We start from the raw sequence: 19,481 nt of genomic DNA, 5'->3' as shown, positions 1-19,481 counted from the left end.
ACAAAATCTTTTGGCAATATAGATTATTTATTGACATTTTTAATATAATTTAGATATTCTTACTTAAAAAACAAGGAGCAATTGATGCCTCATCTTACAAGCAATATCTTTGAAGAATTAAAAGAAAGGGTGTCTGGGGATATTTTTACCGATAAATTAAGAAGGCTCATGCATTCGACAGATGGTAGTATATTTAAAGTTGAGCCTATACTGGTGATATACCCTAAAAATAGAAATGATGTGGTAGAGGTGGTAAGTTTTTGTAGGAAATATGGCTTTAGTTTACATTCCAGGGGGGCTGGTAGTGGTCTATGTGGATCAGCTATCGGTAAAGGGATTGTTCTTGATTTTTCAAAATATATGAACCGTCTTGTAGAAATTGATTATGATAAAATGTATTTTATATGTGAACCGGGATATAGATTTGGAGAGTTGGAGGAGTTTTTAAAGGGGAAGGGGTTGTTTTTCCCTCCTGATCCCTCCAGTGGGGAGTATGCCACATTTGGAGGTATGTATGGAACAAATGCAAGTGGTGCCCACTCAGTTAAGTATGGAAATGTGGCTGATTATATTCTGGATGCGGAGCTAATTTTAAGCGATGGTTCAGTGTATTCGATAAGTGAACTGGAACATGCTGATTATGATGATCTGCCTGAGCAGTTTAAAAAGATATATGATATTTACATAAACAATGCAGATGACATTGAGGCTTCTTACCCCCATATAAGGTATAATGTAGCAGGTTATAACTTGAAAGGTTTAGTTGAAAATGGCAGGCTAAATATAAAGAAATTGCTTGCTGGTTCTGAGGGGACTTTGGCGGTTGTTACCAAATTAAAATTCAAGCTTGAGCCAAAGCCTGCTTATGATAGCCTTGTAGTGGCATATTTTGATGATATTATATCATCAGCTAAGGCTGTTCAAAAGCTCATGCCACTTGGCCCTGCAGGTATAGAGATCATGGATAAGTCTCTACTTAAAATTGCAAAGGAGTCCGATGAGTCCCTTAGAGATAGAATACCCAGTGGTATAGATAATGTTTTGCTCATTGAGTTTGATTCTATCGACAAAACAGAAGTAGAGGAAAAAGCTATCCTTGCAAAAAAGATACTAGAAGAGGAAAGGCTATCCTCAAGTAGCTTTTTAGCAATAGAGGAAGATGAGAAGAGTAGATTTTGGGCTGTTAGGAAAGCTGCTGTACCGATACTTTATAAATTAAAGGGTGAGAAAAAGATATTGGCCCTAATTGAAGATGCTGCTGTACCTTTAGATAGGCTAGTGGAGTATTTTGAGGGGACCTATGCCCTCCTTGAAAAATATCAAGTTAATTTTGTTGTCTATGGACATATAGCAAAGGGGTTAATGCATACAAGACCGTTGTTAAATCTTAAGGAGGAATCTGATGTTATAAAGTTAAAGCTTATTGCGGATGAGTTCTTTGATCTAGTGCATTCATTAGGTGGTGCCATATCTGGTGAACATGGTGATGGGAGAATAAGGAGCTGTTATATCAGACAACAGTATGAAAGGATATACCCACTATTTCTTGAGGTGAAAGGGCTTTTTGATCCATACAACATCTTAAATCCCGAGATAAAAACCTATCATGATGAGTTTCAAGTGCTTAAAAACCTTAGATATGGCAAGGATTACAAAAGTAAAGAGGTTTTCGATAATCTTTTAAAATGGAATGGTACTTTTTTAGAAGAAGTGGAAAAGTGCCATGGTTGTTCAAAATGTACCACTGTTACTACTGCAACAAGGATGTGTCCAATATACAAGTTTACAAGGGATGAGGCTGCTGCACCGAAGGCAAAAGCGAATATCTTAAGATATTTGATAAGTGGAGAGATACCTGATCAAGCTGTTTTTGAATCTGCTTTCCAATATATAATAGATCATTGTGTAAATTGTGGTAGTTGTTATAAAGAATGCCCTTCCAATGTCAATATTCCGAAAATGGCGATTGAAGCAAGGGGTCATTATGTAAAAAGGTTCGGTGTGTCACTGGAAAAGCGGATGCTTGTCAGTGCTGAACTTGCTGGTAGATATACAAGGAAGTTCTCAAAGTTTATAAATCTTCCGTTACATGTTAAGATGGTGAGAAAGGTAGCAGAGTCATTGATTGGTATATCTGCGGAGAGGGAGCCTGTGGTTTTTCCAAAGGATTGTCTTTTTGAAAGGGTTAAGAGATATGAGGGTGAGGGGGATATAAAGGTTTTGTACTTTAGTGGTTGTTATGCTTCTTATATAAAGCCAGAGATAGGTGAATCGGCAATAAAGGTTCTGACAAGTATGGGTATGCAGGTGATAACACCAAATCAGCACTGTTGCGGTTTGCCCATGCTTTCTAAGGGTATGGTCAAGCATGCCAGTGATAAAATAAAAGAAAACCTACAGTCTTGGAAAAAGTTGGTCTATGATGTAGACTTTATAGTCGTAACCTGTTCCTCATGTGGTCTTTCTCTAATGGAGGAATGGAATTATCTATCAAACGATAGTATAATTCCTGTTATTAAGCAGAAGTTAATCCATATAAGTTCTCTGGTCAACAAGTTTTCTGATAGAGTAAATTTTTCTGCACCAGCTCCCCTTAAAGTTTCTTACCATATGCCTTGTCATCTGAAGGTACAAAGAGATGCTGATTCATCTATTTTAATGATGAAAAAGGTAAAGGGGCTCGAAGTGGAGCATTTAAACTCCCATTGTTGTGGTATGGCAGGTAGTTGGGGTATATCAAGCAAGAACTATGAATTAAGTGTCAAGATAGGTTCTCCGATGATAGAAAAGTTAAATAGGTCTAATTCCCATTTGGGAGCGACAGACTGTCCTACCTGTAGAATGCAGATGGAACACATGAGTGCAAAAAGCATAAAACACCCTATAGAGATAATGGCGGAATGTATAAAAAACTGATCTTAATATTGCTCTTATTGTTTAGCTTTTTTAGTACTGGTTGGTCAGAGATAGAGAGTTATTATGTTGGTTTGAGTGCTTATAACGATGGTTTTTATGATATATCCGCTATGAATCTCGAGGAGTTTCTCCAGAAGGATAACAGAAGTAAGGAAGCTATTTTTGCGAAGTATCTACTTTATAAGATATATCTTCTAAAGAAGGATTATGTTAAAGCTAAGGGGTATTTCTATCAGATTAACGGTATTGATGATAATCGTTTTGATAAAAGGGGGATGATTTTTGATCATGTTTACATTACAGCAATGGATAATTGTACACAGGCTTACGATTTGATAGAAAAATATAGGGATTATAGCTTGAAAAATGCTCTTCTAGGTACATCATGTTCCATCGATAATAATACTGAGATAGATCCTGAAAACCTCTCTGACAGACTCAGGTTTTACTATATTATGCAGATAGACAAAGTGGATAGTATTAAAAAGGCTTTTTCATTGATAAATCTTTCTAATCTTTCAAATGATGAGATAAAACAATTAAGTATAAAGTTATACAGATTAGAGTTAATGACGGAGTTTTGGAAAGCTTACAATAGGTATAGGGACAAAGATACAATAAATTTGGCGATAGAAAGGGTGTGGAAAGTAGGGAAGTTTGAGGATGTATTGAAATCTTATCAGTATAATAAACATATCGATCTTCTACCTGAGAGCTATTGTATGATCCTTGATGCCCATTTTAAGCTGAATAAAGAAGTGGATATAAATCTAATAGATAGATGTTTTGTAGAGAAGAATGACAGATATTACAAAAGTTTGATCAAAGTCTATAGCGATAAAAATGATGTAAAAAGATTAAAACATTTGATCAATACAATCCCTGATAACTATACCTTTATTTTGTGCGAAATAGGGTATCCAATAATAAAAGCAAATCTTTTAGAACAAAAGAACTATCAATACTTGCGAAAGTGCGGTAACCTCGACAATATCACAGACCAGCTACTTAAAGAAGGTATGGCATCATCGGTGATTAATTTGCGTAAGGGATTAAATGACCAGATGAGTATATATTACAGCACCTATGCCTATGGTCTTATTAGGGATAAAAAGAATTTAAAGAGATTTTACGGTTTGCTAACTGATGAGGAATTAAAAAATAAAATAAACAAGAGGTTTGGTAGAGAGTTAAAATGATTAAGAAGGTTTATATCAGGACTTTTGGTTGTCAGATGAATGAATACGATTCCCAAAGAATATTGTCTATTTTCGAAGAGATGGGATATGAACATACAGATGATCCATTGGAGGCCGATTTTGCCGTTATCAACACCTGTAGTGTAAGGGAAAAGCCAAAAGAAAAGGTAAGAAGCGAGATAGGTCGTCTGAAAAGGCTTAAAAGTGATAATCCAGATTTTAAGATAGCTATTGCTGGTTGTGTGGCGCAGGAAGAAGGGGAGAAGCTTTTGAAAGAAAACCGGCATGTGGATCTGGTATTAGGTACAGACGGTATACCCAGGTTATACGAAGCCATAAGTAGGGTTGAAAGAGGTGAAAGAGTTGTTATTACAGAGTTTTCTTCAGATGATTTTTCTGTACCTATTTTTCATAGAACCACATCTATATCGGCATTTGTTACCATTATGAAGGGTTGTGATAATTTTTGTAGTTATTGTATAGTGCCTTATGTGCGTGGTAGAGAGAAAAGCAGGCATTATAAAGACATCTTTGATGAGGTAAAATATTTGGTGGATCAAGGGGTAAAAGAGGTAACTTTTTTGGGACAAAATGTCAATTCTTATGGAAAAAGTCTTGACGAAAAGATAGATTTTGCACAATTTCTATATATGGTAACTAAAATAGAAGGTTTAAATAGAATAAGGTTTGTTACTTCACATCCAAAGGATTTCAGTAAAGAGTTAGCTGATCTTATAGCTACTGAGCCTAAAATATGTGAATATCTTCATATACCACTTCAGGCTGGATCTGATGAAGTCTTAAAGAAGATGAATAGGGGTTATACCCTTGAAGAGTACTATGAGAAGGTTTTTTATGCAAAAGAGAGGATCAAAGGACTTGCTTTGTCTTCCGATTTTATTGTAGGTTTTCCTCAAGAGGATGAGAAGGATTTTGAGAAAACCTTAGAAGCCATATCTAAGGTGGAGTATGAGACTGTATTTGCTTTCAAGTACTCCCCCCGTAAAGGAACAAGTGCAGCAGAAATGAAAGATGATGTGTCTGCGGCAGAAAAAGCTGATAGATTAAATAGGCTTTTGACCCTACAGCAAGCAATCACCAGCAGACTTCTATTAAATCAAGTGGGTGAATATCAGGAAGTATTGGTGGAAGGAAGCAGTAAAAAGGATTCTCATGTCTATTCTGGTAGAAACCGTAGAAATAGAATTGTAAATTTCATTTCCCCTAAGAAGCTTTCCTTAGGTGATACTGTTATGGTAAAGATCGCTGAGGCTAAAAAAAATTCGCTTTTTGGAGTTCTGGAGGTCCAATGATTCAGTTTAAGGTAAGAACAGTAATCAAAAACCCTTTATTATCATGTTATAATGTGATACTTCAAAGTTTAGATGAAAACATCATTTTACCTTTGCCGGTGGGACCATTTGAAGCTGAGGCTATATATACTGTACTTGCTTCTCTTAATTTCCCAAGGCCGATGGTATATGATTTTATGAAAAATGTTCTGTTGAATCTTGGTGATGTCAGCACGAATAGAATGGTGATTTATGCTTTTTCTGATGGGGTGTTTCATGCCAGGATGGAGCTTGAACATTCTGGTAATCTTGTCACTATAGAGTGCAGACCTTCTGATGGGATAGCATTGAGTTTAAGAACGGATACCCCCATTTTTGTTGAAGATGAAGTAGTGGATAAAAAGAAATGTATTTTTAAAGACTGTTTAAATGAGAATGAGAAAGAGTTTTTAGAACATATTATCGTTGATCAAGAACTAAAGTATACGTGAGGTAGCTGTGAATATAACTTTAGTGCAGATAAGAATAGAAGAGGATCCTGATAAAAATCTGGAAAAAGTGTCAGATCTTGTTAGTAGTATAAAAGGTTCGGTAGTAGTTTTACCAGAGCTATGGACTACTGGCTTTAATTATAAGCATATAGATAAACTTCCAGATGATCATCACAGTATAGTAAAACAACTTCCGGATGGGAATACCTATGTTGGTTCCATTGTTAGGAAAATAGATGGAAAAAAGTATAATTCTTTTTTTCTAAAAAATGACAATGGATACGATTTCCCATATGATAAAACCCACCTGTTTCCCCTCATGGAGGAAGATAAGCATTTTGAAAAAGGTAGAGGGTTGGCTGCCTTTAGGCTAAATGGTGCTGTGTGTGGATGTGCTGTATGTTTTGATCTACGCTATCCTGAGATGTTTAGAGTATACTTTAAATCAGGTGTGGACCTGTTTTTTCTACCTGCAGAATGGCCATCATCCAGAAGGGAACATCTGGTAACCCTTGCAACAGCAAGAGCTATAGAGAATCAATCTTTTTTCGTGCTCTGTAATGCTGTGGGATGTATTTGGGGGGAAGAGTTTGCTGGTGAGTCAAGGGTGATCTCTCCAAGTGGGGAGACGCTTCTAACTTTGGGTAGACAGGTTGATGCTGTAGGTAGTGTAGATATAAACATAGACGAAGCCAAAGAGTTTAGAAAAAAGATACCTATTTTGTCGTATCTGAGAGCTGATATCTATGGACATTAAAAAGTGTATCTTTTTGGGTGGTTTTTCGGAGGATGAGATCGATCTTTTATCTAAAAATGTTGTCTATGACATAAAAGAAATATTTGAAGAGGATATGGGTACTGTTTTGAGTTCATTATCTGAAAGCTCTAAGAAGGGTTCCAAGATGAGTAGGAGGTTTATTCTTTTTGATGGACTAACCAAAGATGAGATAGGTGATTTTATCCAGACGTACAAAGGGTTAAATCTAAAAAGGCCTATAATGGCCATGATCACAGAGCATTCTATAAGATGGACTTTAGGTTATCTCTTTGAACATTTATTGGAAGAGGAAGCAAAACTGCTTAGTAGGTTATAGCTATGCTATGGTGGAAGAGGAAAGAGGTTGTACCGATAGAGATCGATTATAATGAACTATTAGAGTTGAGAAAAAAAGAGCATTGTCTTGTGGATTCAAGGGGTAGAAGCTCTTTTGCAAAATTTCATATCGATGGAGCTATAAATATTCCAGATGATGAGTTTTCGGAGCTAATGCATTTTTTACCAACTTCTTATGACATCCCACTTATTTTTTATTGTAAAAATCCTCACTGTGTTTTATCTCCAAACTCTGCGAGAAAGGCTATCTCCTTGGGTTATAAAAACGTTTATCTATTTAGTGGTGGGTTAGAAGAGTGGATAAGGAAAAACAATATTATCATAGAAGAAAAACCTGATGATGGAAAATTAAGAAAAGCAGACTTCATAGATCTAATAAAACATGGAGGGGATAAGTACCTTTTAGTGGATCTTAATGATCCAACTAAATATCATTCGGCCCATATTAGAGGAGCTGTAAACTTTCCGTATGGTTTTATTATTGGAAACTATCATAAACTACCGAGGGATAGAAAAATAATATTTTATTGTTCTTCTGGAGCTCGGAGCGAGGATATTTACCATTTCTTGCTGGATAATGGGGTGTTTAAAAAGGGTGAAATTTTTTATCTTTCTGCGGCAGTTATTTTTGAAAATGGAAAGGCAAGAATAATCGAATGATCAGGTGGTAAACTCAAAACCACCATCTCTCATCTCATCAATAGATGTTTCAGCGTGCTTGATTACCGATGATATATCTTCCTCTGTGTGGGCTGTTGAGAGATAACATATTCTTCTCTCCCAAGTATAAACACCTTTTAAGATCATAAGTAGAAAGAAGATCTCAAGTTCAATGGGATCGCTGGTAAATGGATATGGGTCCACAGTAAAAAAGCGAAAAAAGGATGAATAGTGATGAACTACAATAGGTACCTTTTTCTTTTGGAACATATCGTTTAATTTACTTACAAGTTTTTTTGTGAGCTTGTTGGTGTAGTTTTGTAACCTATTATTGTTTTTGTATATCTCTTTTAACGAAGCAAGGGTAGATACTATAGATAATGGATGTTTGAAATATGTTCCTGCAAAAAAGATCACATAAGGGTCTGGATGGGATAGATCACCAAACTGATAATAGCCACCGTCAACAACCTTCATGATATCAGCTCTACCACAGACAGCGCTTATCGGTAGCCCACCACCTAATGCTTTACCGTATATCACCAAATCGGCGTTTATATTAAAAGCTTTTTGTACTCCACCACTGTGTACCCTAAAACCTGTAACTGTTTCGTCAAAGATCAATACAAAACAATGTTGATTAGCAAGACTTCTTAATTCTTTTAAAAAACCTATTGGTCTTAAAGATGGGTTTCGGGTCTGCACAGGTTCAACCATTACAGCTGCTAAGCTATGGGCATTTTTTCTTATATAGTCAAGGGCTTTTTCTGATCCGTATTCCAAAACGACGATATCTTTTATCATCCCCTGAGGGGTACCTGGTGATATGGCAGTTGTGCTTTCTCCATCTGTTTTCCCCAGAATGCCATCAAAAGTACCGTGAAAAGAGTTAGCAAAAATCACTACTTTATCTTTTTTTGTATAGGCTCTGGCAATCCTTAAGGCAAACATTACAGCTTCTGAGCCTGTTCCACAGAAGGTGACCCTTTCAACCCCAGTGAGTTTGTGGATGAGATAGGCTGCTTCACCGGTCTCTACTGTTTGAGGGCCAAGCTCAAATCCCCTTTCCAATCGTTCTTTTATGGCATCTACCACAAACTTTGGTTTATGTCCATGAAAACATACCCCATAACCCATTGCGATATCTATATATCTATTACCATCTATATCTATGAAATAGGCTCCTTCTGATGATTGGGAGATGATGGGATAAATCATCTCTTTTAAGCTTAATTTAAATCCAAGGGAATTTATCCAATCACAGAGGTGGTATCTGTTTTGGGAAACATAACGTTTGGATTTAGAGGTTTTACTGTTATACCTATTGGTAAGATCAAGGATGAAGGATTTTTGCTTTTCGTTTAGTATGTCATCCTGTAATCTAAAAGCACGAATATTCATGGTATCCTTCTAAATCATTTATAATTTTTTTTCAATATATTTATAAATTTTTATTGATTTTTAATTTAAAAAGCGATATATTTAACATAGGTTTATTTATCCAGATATGGAGGTTTTTATGAGGAAATTTTATTTTTTTGTAGCTATTTTGTTGCTGATAGCCTTTGTTACTTCCCTTTTTGCGGCTAATACAAGAGATGGTAGAAGAAAATTTCGTAAAAACTGCTATCAGATGTGCCATAAAAAAGATGGCATAGTACCAAATAGCTATACTGCTAGTAAGTGGGACTCTTATTTCACAAACAATTTTGATAGGTTAAGAAAGATTCACAAGAACAATGAGCTTGAAAAAGCTAAACTTACGGAAGAGGATTTAAGAAATATCCATCAATATCTTTTGGAGCATTCATTAGATAGTAAAGCGCCAGAGACATGTGAAGGCTAGAAATGTATGGTATCTATCTCTGGATGGAGTAACTATTCTTTTGGTTACTTTGTCCAGATTTTTATTATCAGTTTAAAAGCAAATCCTTAAAGTTTCTTGAATTTGTTTCAATATATATTATAATGATGGATATGAGAAAAGTAGTATTTTGCCTGTTAGGGTTGTTCTTTTTTTCTACAGCTCAGGTATATTGTAAGGTAGAAGCCGGGAAAATTTGGGAGCTTGCAGATAAGGCATACAAAGAAAAAAGGTATAAGGAGGCCTTACAATACTACCAACAATCCCTTTCTATGTGTGCAGGGGATTACGAATGTTTGGCTGCTAATTACAATGGTCTTGGTGCTACTCATGATGATTTAGGTGAATATGATAAAGCTATATTTTATTATGAAAAAGCTATAGAAACAAACAGAAGGTGGGGTAATAGGGAATGGCTTGCGGATAATCTTCTTCTGGCAGGAATGGTGTATTATAAATCATCATCGGATTACGAAAAGGCGTATAGATATCTTACTGAATCTAAAAAGATATTCACAGATTTGGGATTAAAAAACACTTTAGATATTGTTTATCATGAGTTGGGAAAAGCTGCCCGTGCTACCGGAAGGTATAATGAGGCTATAACAAGCTTTAATGAGTCGATAAAGCTTTACAGAGAAAAAAAAGATGAACAATCTGTTGGGGCTACTTTATTTCAGCTTGGTATTACATACCTTTTGAAAGGTCAACCCAATGATGCACTGAAATATTTCGAAGAATCCCTTGTGATTTCGAAAAAATATGATGATCATGAAGGGGTTTCTATTGTGTTGAGGGCTATGGGGGATGCTTATGTAGATACTTTTAGATATGAAAGAGCTATCTCCCAATACGAGGAGGCCATTAAGATACAAAGAAGATACAATCTCATTAAAGAGCTTGCAACCACTTTAAACAATGTAGGTACTCTTTATTCTGATCTTTCAAAATATGAAAAGGCACTGGAGTACTACAATGAATCTATGAAATATGTAAAAAATATCAACGATCTCCCACTTCTTTCCTCTTTGAACAATAACATGGGAAATCTCTACGGGAAAATGGGGTATTTGGATAAAGCTTTTGATTATTATAAAAATGCCTTAGATATTGAGAGAAAATTGGTTAGACCTGCTGTTCTTAGTAATATATTGAACAATATAGGCATGGAGTATTTTAGAAGAGGGCAGTTAAAAGAGGCTTTTAAATATATAAATGAATCATTGGAGATTGAAAGAAAGTTACAAAATCCCCATTCTTTAGAAATCAGATTGAACAACCTTGGTGCCATATACCTGAGAATGAAAAAGTATAAGGAGGCTGAAGATGTTTTCTTGGAGAGACGGAGGTTAGAAGCATCGGTTAGACCCAATAAGCTATTACATACAGGTCTTGTGGAATTATATATTAAAACAAAAAGGTATGATGAAGCGATCAAACTTCTAAATGAAACGCCAATCACCCCAAGAGATGGAGTAAAAAAGGAGATTGAGTATTATATCCAACTGGGATTAGCCCTCAAAGGTAAAGGTCAATTGCAGGAAGCAGCAATAAATCTAATGAATGCTATAAATCTAATAGAGGATATGAGGCAGTCACTTATTGACAGGGAACAGTTCTTTTTAGGTGGTAGTTATTATAGTAGACTTTTACCTTATAGGGAGCTTGTCTCTATTATGGTAGAGATGTCAGAAAGAGGGCAGAGTGTTGTTTATGGAAGCAGATTTACTGTTAAACCAGAGACATATCTTTATGAGGTGAAAACGCGAAGATCGGCATTTAACTTTTCTACCTTGGGATCAAATCCCAAATCTGTTGCTTTCTATTTTGCGGAGCTTACAAAGGCAAGAACCCTTCTTGAAATAATTTCCAATGCAAGAAAACAGAGTGAAACAGTGTATGTTCCAGAAAAGCTTAGAGAAGCTGAAAAAAGGCTTTTATCTGATCTAAATTTTGTTGAAGGCAGATGGACAGAGGCTTTAAAAAAAGGGGATGAGGCTTTAAAACAGCTTATGCTTGAAAAGGAAAAAATCAAAAAACTGTTGGATGAATTGATAAGTGTATACCGGACTAATTACCCCAGATATGCAGCTTTGTACTATCCATCTTCAGTGAAAGCAGAGGGGCTACCTCTTAGGGATAATGAGGTTTTACTTGAATACATGTTAAGTGATGATATAACCTATCTCTTTGTTGTCAAACGTGAAGGTGTAAAGGAGGTAGTCAGAATACCCATAGAAAAGGAGACTTTAGAAGATATAGTAAAAACCTTTATGGAACCATTAAATACAAAAAGACCTGAGCTTTTTTCTATAAAAACTGCAAAAACACTCTATAATCTTCTATTCTCTAAAGCGGTTGAGCATGTAAAAAAAGGGGAAAAGATTATAATTGTACCAGATGGTATATTGGGGTTATTACCCTTTGAGGCACTGGTAGTTGAAGAGGGAAAGTCATTTCAAGACAGTGTTTTTTTAGCTGATAGATTTGTTATATCCTATTATCAATCAGCTACAATCCTTAGCTTAAATAGAGTTTTACAGAAAAAAGAACAACCAGAACTACTTTTTGCAGTGGGTAATCCAATATATTCTGCCTATGATCCAAGATATGTGGAATGGAAAAAAGGGAATGTAGCGAAAACAACATTGGACAGCAGGTATTCTTTTAGAGGGGTTGCAATAAAGTCTAAGTTAGATGGGGAATTGGAAGAGCAAATTATAGATTTTCCGCCTTTGCCTGAGACTGAGGAGGAAATAAAAGAGATCGCAAAGATTATGGGTGTAAAAATGGAACCTCCAAAGATTTTATTATCTATCTTTGCTAACGAAACAAATGTGAAGAAAGCTAACCTGCAAAACTATAAATATCTACATTTTGCAACTCATGCATCTTTACCTTTGCAGATAAAGGGGGTTAATGAACCTTTTATCATACTTAATCAAGTGGAGAATAGCTTGGATGATGGATTTCTTACACTTAGTGAGGTTTCTGCAATGACATTAACTGCTGATATGGTTGTTTTATCTGCTTGTGTCACAGGGGTTGGTAAAGAGATAGAAGGTGAAGGGGTGGTAAGTTTTGCCAGAGCGTTTCAGCAAGCTGGAGCTAAATCTGTTGTAGTAAGCCTATGGGAAGTTGCAAGTGATGTTGCTGTTGATTATATGAAAAGATTTTATACTCATATAAAATCTGGAAAAGATAGATCTGAAGCCATCAAGCTTACAAGATCTGAAATCAAAACAAAATACCCAAACCCCTTTTATTGGGCTGTTTTTATTTTACATGGTGAGAGTTAACTGTTGTGAATATAAGTTTTTTATGCTATTATAGGTGTATGAAGAGATTAATGTTCCTCATGTTTGTGGTGTACTCTTTTTGGGGTTGTTCTGTATATATGGCTTCCACAAGTGAAGGGCTAAAGCCTTTGGAACTACAAAAGGGTCTTTCCAGATGCAGCAATAGGACCTGTGTGCTGCTTATGGGTCCCAAAGTCATCAGTTCAAACAAACATGCTGATGGGACGACTGTGGAGGAGTATAGGTTTAATATAGACGATGGATCAGTTCAAAGGGCTGTAATGCACGGTTTACTTGATTTAGTAACTCTTGGTATTTGGGAAATAGCTGGTACTCCTATTGAATCATCAAGGAAAAAGAGTAGTTATATCTTCATCAGAATTACCTACGATAAAGATGAAAACATTTTAAGGACAGATATCAGGTAAAAAGTATCTGCTTTTTTGGCATCATCGTTGCTTTCCTATGTTTAGGAGGCGATGATGAGATACATAATAATTTTAATGACAGTTTTTTTATGGAACTGCTCTATTGTTGGTAATCCCGTAAAAAATGCCACAACTATTACTGAAAATACTGTCAATGTTTTGACAAACACCTCCCAAGGTTTTTTACTTATGACAGCATTGGTGGAACTTAATTCCAATTTTTCCTCGCTGATATTTGATAAAACAGACGTCAAATATAAAAATTATGTGTATGCTGATTATGGTAATCACCTTACCTATGATAAGTTTAGGTATTATGTGATGCCAGAAAAGATGACAAAACTTGGAGAGGTAACCTATTCTGAGAATATAAAAACTATATTAGAAAGGGTCATCATAGCAAACAGACTTGGTGAGATAGTGCAAAAGCCTGAAAAAGCTGATTTTATTATACTTGTATCCCTTGTTGAGTCCTATGAGAAGCTTTTTGGAGAGAACAGTTCTGACATAGAGATGACGATCCTCTCTAAAGATAATAGACCTATTATGTGGACAAAAGTGACAGCGGTATCAAAATCAGATGAAAATTTCTTTTACTATCCATCTAAATCCGCAAAATCTGTTAAGTATCTCACTGTAAAGGGACTAAATTACCTTTTAGAAAAGTCTTTTACTAAGATATTTTTGGAGGGGTGATATGTTAAATGGACTGTATGTGGCAGCTTCTGGTATGATGATGCAGGAAAAGATTGTGAGTGCTGTTTCAAACAATTTGGCAAATGTACATACGAATGGTTATAAGCAGGATGGGTATACCTTTAAAAACTATGTGGCAAAAGCTACTGAATATCCTGAGAATATTATAAGGGCTTCTCTATACAACCAAACGATAAATAAAACAGTTCAACTGGATAAAAACTATTTAGATCTTTCTGCTGGAGCTATTTATCAAACTGGTAACAAACTGGATATTGCATTAAACAATCCAGATGCATTCTTTGTAGTGGAAACACCTTTTGGTATAAGATTTACCCGTGATGGGGCCTTTTCCCTTAACAGTAACAACGAACTGGTAAACAGTAGTGGTTACAGGGTATTATCAAATAATAATCAACCTATACAATTGACGGGTAGTAATATCATTTTTCTTTCTACCGGTGAGATTATGGTTGATGGCGTTCAGCTTGATAGGCTAAATATCGTATCTTTTGAAGATAAAACAAAACTACAGAAGACAGGGCGTAACCTTTTTGCTGCTATTGATACCTTACCTGTTGAAGAGGCCAACCCTTTGCTTATGCAGGGTTATCTTGAAGGTAGTAATGTTAATGCGGTAAAAGAGATGGTTAAGTTAATAGAGGCCCATAGAGGCTTTGAGACCTATCAAAAGGTAATACTTACCATTGATCAATTAAATGAGAAAGCTTCAAACGAGATAGCAAGAATAGCTTAGGAGGTATTGTATGTTTAGAGCTTTATGGACAGCTGCAAGTGGTATGACAGCCCAGCAAACAAACATCGATAATATAGCAAACAATTTGGCCAACGTAAACAATATTGGTTTTAAGAAGACGAGAATCCATTTTGAGGATCTGCTTTATCAGGAGATAAGACCAGCTGGAGGGCCTACTGCTGCTGGAATTAATCATCCTACTGGGATACAAATAGGGCTTGGGTCTAAGGTAGTTGCTACTGAAAAGATATTTGGTCAAGGTAATTTTCAGCAGACTGGTAATCAATTAGACCTGGCTATAGAAGGGGATGGCTTTTTTCAGGTGACACTCCCAGATGGAACAATAGGATACACGAGAAATGGTTCTTTTAAACTGGATGCAAATGGCAATATAGTGACCGCAGAGGGTTATCTTTTGGAGCCGGCTATAGCTGTGCCAGAAAATGCCACTTCCATAATAGTTGGGCAGGATGGTACGGTGTCTGTGACTATCCCAGGAGATGTTAATCCCACTGAGCTGGGTACCATAGAGCTTGCAAGATTTATAAATCCAGCTGGCTTGAAAAGCATTGGTCGTAATCTGTATCAAACTACAGCGGCAAGTGGAGAGCCTGTTACTGGTGCTCCAGGTGCTGATGCTTTTGGGACTGTTGTTCAAGGTATCCTTGAGATGAGCAATGTCAATGTGGCTGAGGAGATGGTTAATATGATAACAGGGCAGAGGGCTTACGAACTCAACTCTAAAGCTATTCAGACAAGTGATGAGATGCTTCAGGTGGTAAATAATCTTAAAAGGTAGCTTATGAGATGGTTTTTGCTGCTTTTTATGATCTTTTCTCTGGATCTTTTTGCTGATAGTATTTATCAGATAGATAAGGGTTGTTTTAACCTCAGGGATATAGACTCAAATTGGCCTGATAAAAATATTTTGTGTGAACTAAATTTTGGTGAAGAAAGGAAGATTTCAGCCTCACTGTTGAAACAGTATTTGCCGAAAAATGAACACGATAAGATCTCTAATATCAATTTTATAATGATCAGAAGAAAAGGAGTTGAGATATCTGAAGATCATTTAAAAATGCTTTTAGAGGATAGATTGAGGAAAAAATTTCCTGATTATAGAATCGAAGTTGTCAAGCTAAATAGTGGTGTTAAAATTTTTGCTAAGGATAAGGATGAGCTTGTTATTGAGCTACCTGAAAAAGGTTTTGGCGCTCTTTATGTTACTGTGAATAATGGTGTAAAAAGTTATAAAGTGTATTCATATATAAGAGCTTACACAAAGGGGTATATTTCTACAGATAAAATTTCTAAGGATGAGGATATTTCTGAGAAGATAAAGCTTGTTGACGTTGAAGTGTCGAATAACGATGATCTTTATCAAAACGATTTTAAAGCTGTTGCCAATCAGAATATACCTAAGAATAGAATTATTACCAAAAAGATGTTAAGGGCAATGCCCGATAAAAGTAAAGGGGATAAGGTTATGATCGTTTACAACAATGGTTTGATACATTTAGAGTCTGAAGGTATTTTGCTGGAGAATGCTTATAACAACCAAAAAGTTTCTGTGAAAAGTGTGTTGTCAGAGAAAACCTTGTATGGTATATTTCAAAATGGGGTAGTTGTAGTGAACTAATTAAGAGTGGTGAAATGATTACCTATGTGAATGTCCGCACGGAGCATTTAAACCATCATGGTTACCTTTTTGGTGGCATTATGTTAAAATGGGTGGATGAGTTTGCCTGGATGACAGCTTCATTGGATTTTACTCATTGTACGATGGTTACTGTGGCGATGAATGATATCGTTTTCAAGCATAGAGTAAAAAATGGTGCTATCCTCCGGTTTGTCATTAAACCTTATAAAAAGGGGATTACGTCGATCACTTATAGTGTTACAGTTTACGCCGATGAACCCGGAGCTGATGAAGAGATTGAGGTTTTTGCCACTAAGATAACCTTCGTCAGGATAGATGAAAAGGGGAAAGCTATACCTCTACCCATTAAAGAAACATTACGTAGTGAAATAGATTAAAAGATTTTAATGATTTTTTTATTTTTTAAGTTATAATAATAGTATAGATATTTATTGCTTTTATGATATAAGTATGTTCTACTAAAACACAAATATCTGTGAATGTCTTCATGCCTCCAAATAATAAAGAGGTTTTACATCTGAAAAATCTTGCAATTTTACCTTTTTATTGGCCGTATGGTAAAGAATTTGCTGCTAAAATTGAAGCGATGATAATGAATAAAAATGTAACTGATGGAAAAGTATATTACAAACTTGTTGAGCGAGCTGAAATTAAGAAGGTTGTTGATGAAATGAGTTTTTCGTCGAGTTATTTTGTGAACCAAGATACTGCAATAAATATTGGTAGAATGTTAGGGGCACAAGGGATCATGGTTGGTACAATAAGTGGTGCTGCCGTTCAAGACAACCCTTATTCAGAGAAAAGGGTGAGATGTGGACAATATCAAAATAATGTTGTAAAGGGGCCTAATGGCCCTGTAACTATTCCAGTATGTGTTAGATGGGATCCATATTAAGTCAGTTGTAACAATAGAGTGGCTATCTTTTCTGCAACTGTTAAAGTGATAAATGTAGAGTCAGCAGTGGTAGTTTATTCTGCAGATTACTCCAGTTCAGAATCCTCCGAATCATGTTTAGATAGTGGTAGCCCTGTAAGAGCGTCATTGGAGTTAATGAGTTTGGCCCAAGAAAAAGTTTTAGAAAATATAATGAGGGATATTTTACCTTATAATCTATTATTGAGAATAGTTCTTATGGAGGATACTGATGGCATAAAAGGTGGTAATTTTGTTGACAAATTTACTTCTGCACTTGAGTTTGCCAAAAAAATAGATTGGATAGAAGCTGTGAATTATGGGAAGATATATATGAAAAAAAATCAGAAAGTGTGTCGCTTAATTACAATATAGGAGTCTGTAAAGAAGTATATGGATATTTAAATGAAGCAAAGAATTATTATAAAAAGGCAGATAGATTATTATCCAAGCCTAACGATATAGTAAATGAAGCTTTAAAAAGAATTGAATATCTCATTAAAAAGAAAAATCAATAAATCAAAACATATTTTAGGGTTAAGAAAAAGTGAAAAAATTTTCTCTTGATAAAATTAAATTAGGGTGTTTGATTATAAATATATTGAGATCTGGCTGATATGTTTTAGTAAAGTTATTATCTCAATTATTTTGATTTTTTATAGTTGGCAGCCCAATTAACTAACGGGGGTGTGTAAAATGAATCTTTATAAGAAATTTTGCTTACCTTTTTTGTTTTCTTCAGTGGTATCTGTGTCCAATCTACCAAAATCAGAAGCAAATTCAACATGTCCAAATTTGTAATCATGTAAAGTAGTTGTAGATAGTAATGTATTATATTTGTTATAAATGTCAGTGCTATTAGGTATGTTTAGAGTTGAGCAGGCGTTTGGTGATAATGATATAACTACAGTTGGTTATGTTGTGGGACAAACGAAGTATAAGGTGGTGAAAGAAATAGCTGATACTACTTATATAGGTCAGTTAGCAGTAAGTCATAACATTACAAAAAATGTTAGTATTGAGATAGGTAGTAGGGTAGATATAAATAGAGATTATAAGGCATATTCTGGTAAGGGAGTGTTAAAAGTTCAATTTTTTTAAGTACAATTAAGAGGGAGACTATTCCTCCCTCTTTACTTTTTAACTCAACTCATGTAAATAACCATATTAATATTTTGGGCAATATTAATACTGCCTAAATCTACTAGTAATTTGTTTTTGTTATTACGTTGGCGTATATTTTTCTAAAGTAGGTATAAGATGAAGAAACTACCAATAGGGATTTCTACATTTAAGACGATCATTGAAGAAAATTATGTGTATGTTGATAAGACCAAAGAGGCGTATGAGCTGATAGAAAATGGTCAGTACTATTTCCTCTCTCGCCCCCGAAGGTTTGGGAAGTCTCTGTTTTTGGACACGTTGAGGTCTATATTTGAGGGTAAAAAGGAGCTTTTTGAAGGTCTTTATATATATGACAAGTGGGACTGGTCTAAGAAGTATCCTGTTATTAGGATAAGCTTTAACGATGGTAATTTTAAGAGTAAAGAGGGTTTTAACAAAACCCTCTATCAGCTTTTAGACTTTAATCAGAGATATTTACAGGTAAAGTGTCCAGAAGATTTTGATATGCCTGGCTGTTTTAAGAGGTTAATAGAGGAGACATATTACAAATATAAACAGAAAGTGGTAATATTGATAGATGAGTATGACAAGCCAATCCTTGACAACATAGAGGATAGGGAGCTTGCTACTGTGATGCGGGAGGAGCTTAAGGGTTTTTATGCGGTTATAAAGGGTTCTGATGAGTATATCAAGTTTGTATTTATTACTGGGGTATCCAAGTTTTCGAAGGTATCGTTGTTTAGTGGATTGAATAACCTTGAAGATATAACATTAAACCCGAGATATGCAACAATTGCAGGATATACCCATAGGGATCTTGAGACGGTGTTTAGTGAACATCTAAAGGGTCAGGATTATGAGAAGATTAGGCGTTGGTATAATGGATATAAGTGGCTTGGTGAGGCTGTGTATAACCCCTTTGATATTCTTTTGTTTATATCCAATGGGTATATGTATCGCAATTACTGGTTTTCCACTGGGACTCCTACTTTTTTATTGAAGCTTATGGAGGCCAATAATTATTTTTTACCTAATTTTGAGAATGTATTAAAAGATGAGAGTATGCT

Annotated in this window: 20 protein-coding genes; 19 read left to right on the top strand and 1 reads right to left on the bottom strand. The window is 35.4% G+C overall.

The annotated features are described in order from the left end of the window. The first annotated feature begins 84 nt into the window (after nt 1-84). Genes N3C60_07085 through N3C60_07055 form a run of 7 tightly spaced genes read left to right on the top strand, consistent with a single transcriptional unit; the run spans nt 85 to nt 7,672 of the window. Nucleotides 85-2,916 (top strand): anaerobic glycerol-3-phosphate dehydrogenase subunit C, encoded by a 2,832-nt coding sequence (locus N3C60_07085; protein ID MCX8084663.1) that lies wholly within the window; start codon nt 85-87, stop codon nt 2,914-2,916. Continuing rightward, nucleotides 2,901-4,115: a hypothetical protein gene (locus N3C60_07080; protein MCX8084662.1), complete on the top strand. Its 1,215-nt coding sequence runs from the start codon at nt 2,901-2,903 to the stop codon at nt 4,113-4,115. The genes N3C60_07085 and N3C60_07080 overlap by 16 nt, the downstream gene beginning before the upstream one ends. After that, nucleotides 4,112-5,428, top strand: a complete 1,317-nt coding sequence (gene miaB / locus N3C60_07075; protein MCX8084661.1) for a tRNA (N6-isopentenyl adenosine(37)-C2)-methylthiotransferase MiaB — start codon at nt 4,112-4,114, stop codon at nt 5,426-5,428. The genes N3C60_07080 and miaB overlap by 4 nt, the downstream gene beginning before the upstream one ends. Continuing rightward, complete coding sequence (locus N3C60_07070) at nt 5,425-5,898, top strand: bifunctional nuclease family protein (GenBank protein ID MCX8084660.1); 474 nt, start codon at nt 5,425-5,427, stop codon at nt 5,896-5,898. Before miaB ends, N3C60_07070 begins: the two co-directional genes overlap by 4 nt. Before the next feature lie 7 nt (nt 5,899-5,905). Next, nucleotides 5,906-6,655 (top strand): nitrilase, encoded by a 750-nt coding sequence (locus N3C60_07065; protein ID MCX8084659.1) that lies wholly within the window; start codon nt 5,906-5,908, stop codon nt 6,653-6,655. Continuing rightward, nucleotides 6,645-6,992 carry a DUF3783 domain-containing protein gene (locus N3C60_07060; GenBank protein MCX8084658.1) on the top strand — a complete coding sequence of 116 codons (348 nt, stop codon included), beginning with the start codon at nt 6,645-6,647 and terminating at the stop codon, nt 6,990-6,992. Before N3C60_07065 ends, N3C60_07060 begins: the two co-directional genes overlap by 11 nt. Nucleotides 6,993-6,994: 2 nt before the next feature. Then, nucleotides 6,995-7,672, top strand: a complete 678-nt coding sequence (locus N3C60_07055) for a rhodanese-like domain-containing protein (protein ID MCX8084657.1) — start codon at nt 6,995-6,997, stop codon at nt 7,670-7,672. Here N3C60_07055 and N3C60_07050 read toward each other — a convergent pair whose 3' ends face one another. Beyond that, nucleotides 7,673-9,073: an aminotransferase class III-fold pyridoxal phosphate-dependent enzyme gene (locus N3C60_07050; GenBank protein ID MCX8084656.1), complete on the bottom strand. Its 1,401-nt coding sequence runs from the start codon at nt 9,071-9,073 to the stop codon at nt 7,673-7,675. It abuts the gene before it with no gap. A 118-nt stretch (nt 9,074-9,191) separates the two neighbouring features. Here N3C60_07050 and N3C60_07045 point away from each other — a divergent pair, with 118 nt between their 5' ends. From N3C60_07045 to N3C60_06990, 12 genes are all read left to right on the top strand, one after another. Next, the gene (locus N3C60_07045) at nt 9,192-9,518 is read left to right on the top strand and encodes a hypothetical protein (protein MCX8084655.1); all 327 of its coding nucleotides are present in this window, start codon (nt 9,192-9,194) and stop codon (nt 9,516-9,518) included. Nucleotides 9,519-9,649: 131 nt separating this feature from the next. Then, complete coding sequence (locus N3C60_07040; GenBank protein MCX8084654.1) at nt 9,650-12,835, top strand: tetratricopeptide repeat protein; 3,186 nt, start codon at nt 9,650-9,652, stop codon at nt 12,833-12,835. A 38-nt stretch (nt 12,836-12,873) separates the two neighbouring features. Further along, nucleotides 12,874-13,263 carry a hypothetical protein gene (locus tag N3C60_07035; protein MCX8084653.1) on the top strand — a complete coding sequence of 130 codons (390 nt, stop codon included), beginning with the start codon at nt 12,874-12,876 and terminating at the stop codon, nt 13,261-13,263. Nucleotides 13,264-13,317: 54 nt separating this feature from the next. Continuing rightward, nucleotides 13,318-13,959, top strand: coding sequence for a hypothetical protein (locus N3C60_07030; GenBank protein MCX8084652.1), 642 nt, complete (start codon nt 13,318-13,320; stop codon nt 13,957-13,959). Between the two features lies 1 nt (nt 13,960). Continuing rightward, complete coding sequence (gene flgF, locus N3C60_07025; GenBank protein MCX8084651.1) at nt 13,961-14,716, top strand: flagellar basal-body rod protein FlgF; 756 nt, start codon at nt 13,961-13,963, stop codon at nt 14,714-14,716. Between the two features lie 10 nt (nt 14,717-14,726). After that, on the top strand, nt 14,727-15,515 hold the full coding sequence (gene flgG, locus N3C60_07020; GenBank protein MCX8084650.1) for a flagellar basal-body rod protein FlgG: 789 nt from the start codon (nt 14,727-14,729) through the stop codon (nt 15,513-15,515). Between the two features lie 3 nt (nt 15,516-15,518). After that, the gene (locus N3C60_07015) at nt 15,519-16,355 is read left to right on the top strand and encodes a flagella basal body P-ring formation protein FlgA (GenBank protein ID MCX8084649.1); all 837 of its coding nucleotides are present in this window, start codon (nt 15,519-15,521) and stop codon (nt 16,353-16,355) included. 14 nt (nt 16,356-16,369) lie between these two features. After that, entirely contained in the window at nt 16,370-16,753 is a 384-nt protein-coding gene (locus N3C60_07010; protein ID MCX8084648.1) for an acyl-CoA thioesterase, read from the top strand. Nucleotides 16,754-16,863: 110 nt separating this feature from the next. Next, nucleotides 16,864-17,271, top strand: a complete 408-nt coding sequence (locus N3C60_07005; GenBank protein MCX8084647.1) for a penicillin-binding protein activator LpoB — start codon at nt 16,864-16,866, stop codon at nt 17,269-17,271. Nucleotides 17,272-17,316: 45 nt separating this feature from the next. Further along, nucleotides 17,317-17,664 carry a hypothetical protein gene (locus N3C60_07000; GenBank protein MCX8084646.1) on the top strand — a complete coding sequence of 116 codons (348 nt, stop codon included), beginning with the start codon at nt 17,317-17,319 and terminating at the stop codon, nt 17,662-17,664. Between the two features lie 471 nt (nt 17,665-18,135). Beyond that, the gene (locus tag N3C60_06995; GenBank protein MCX8084645.1) at nt 18,136-18,390 is read left to right on the top strand and encodes a hypothetical protein; all 255 of its coding nucleotides are present in this window, start codon (nt 18,136-18,138) and stop codon (nt 18,388-18,390) included. A 159-nt stretch (nt 18,391-18,549) separates the two neighbouring features. Next, a partial coding sequence (locus N3C60_06990; protein ID MCX8084644.1) for an AAA family ATPase occupies nt 18,550-19,481 on the top strand: 932 nt, incomplete at its 3' end.

It is taken from the genome of Calditerrivibrio sp. (assembly GCA_026415135.1).
In the GTDB taxonomy this organism is placed as follows: Bacteria; Chrysiogenota; Deferribacteres; order Deferribacterales; family Calditerrivibrionaceae; genus Calditerrivibrio.
Note: the sequence above shows the minus strand (reverse complement) of the source record. Positions and strands in the feature narration are given on the sequence as shown.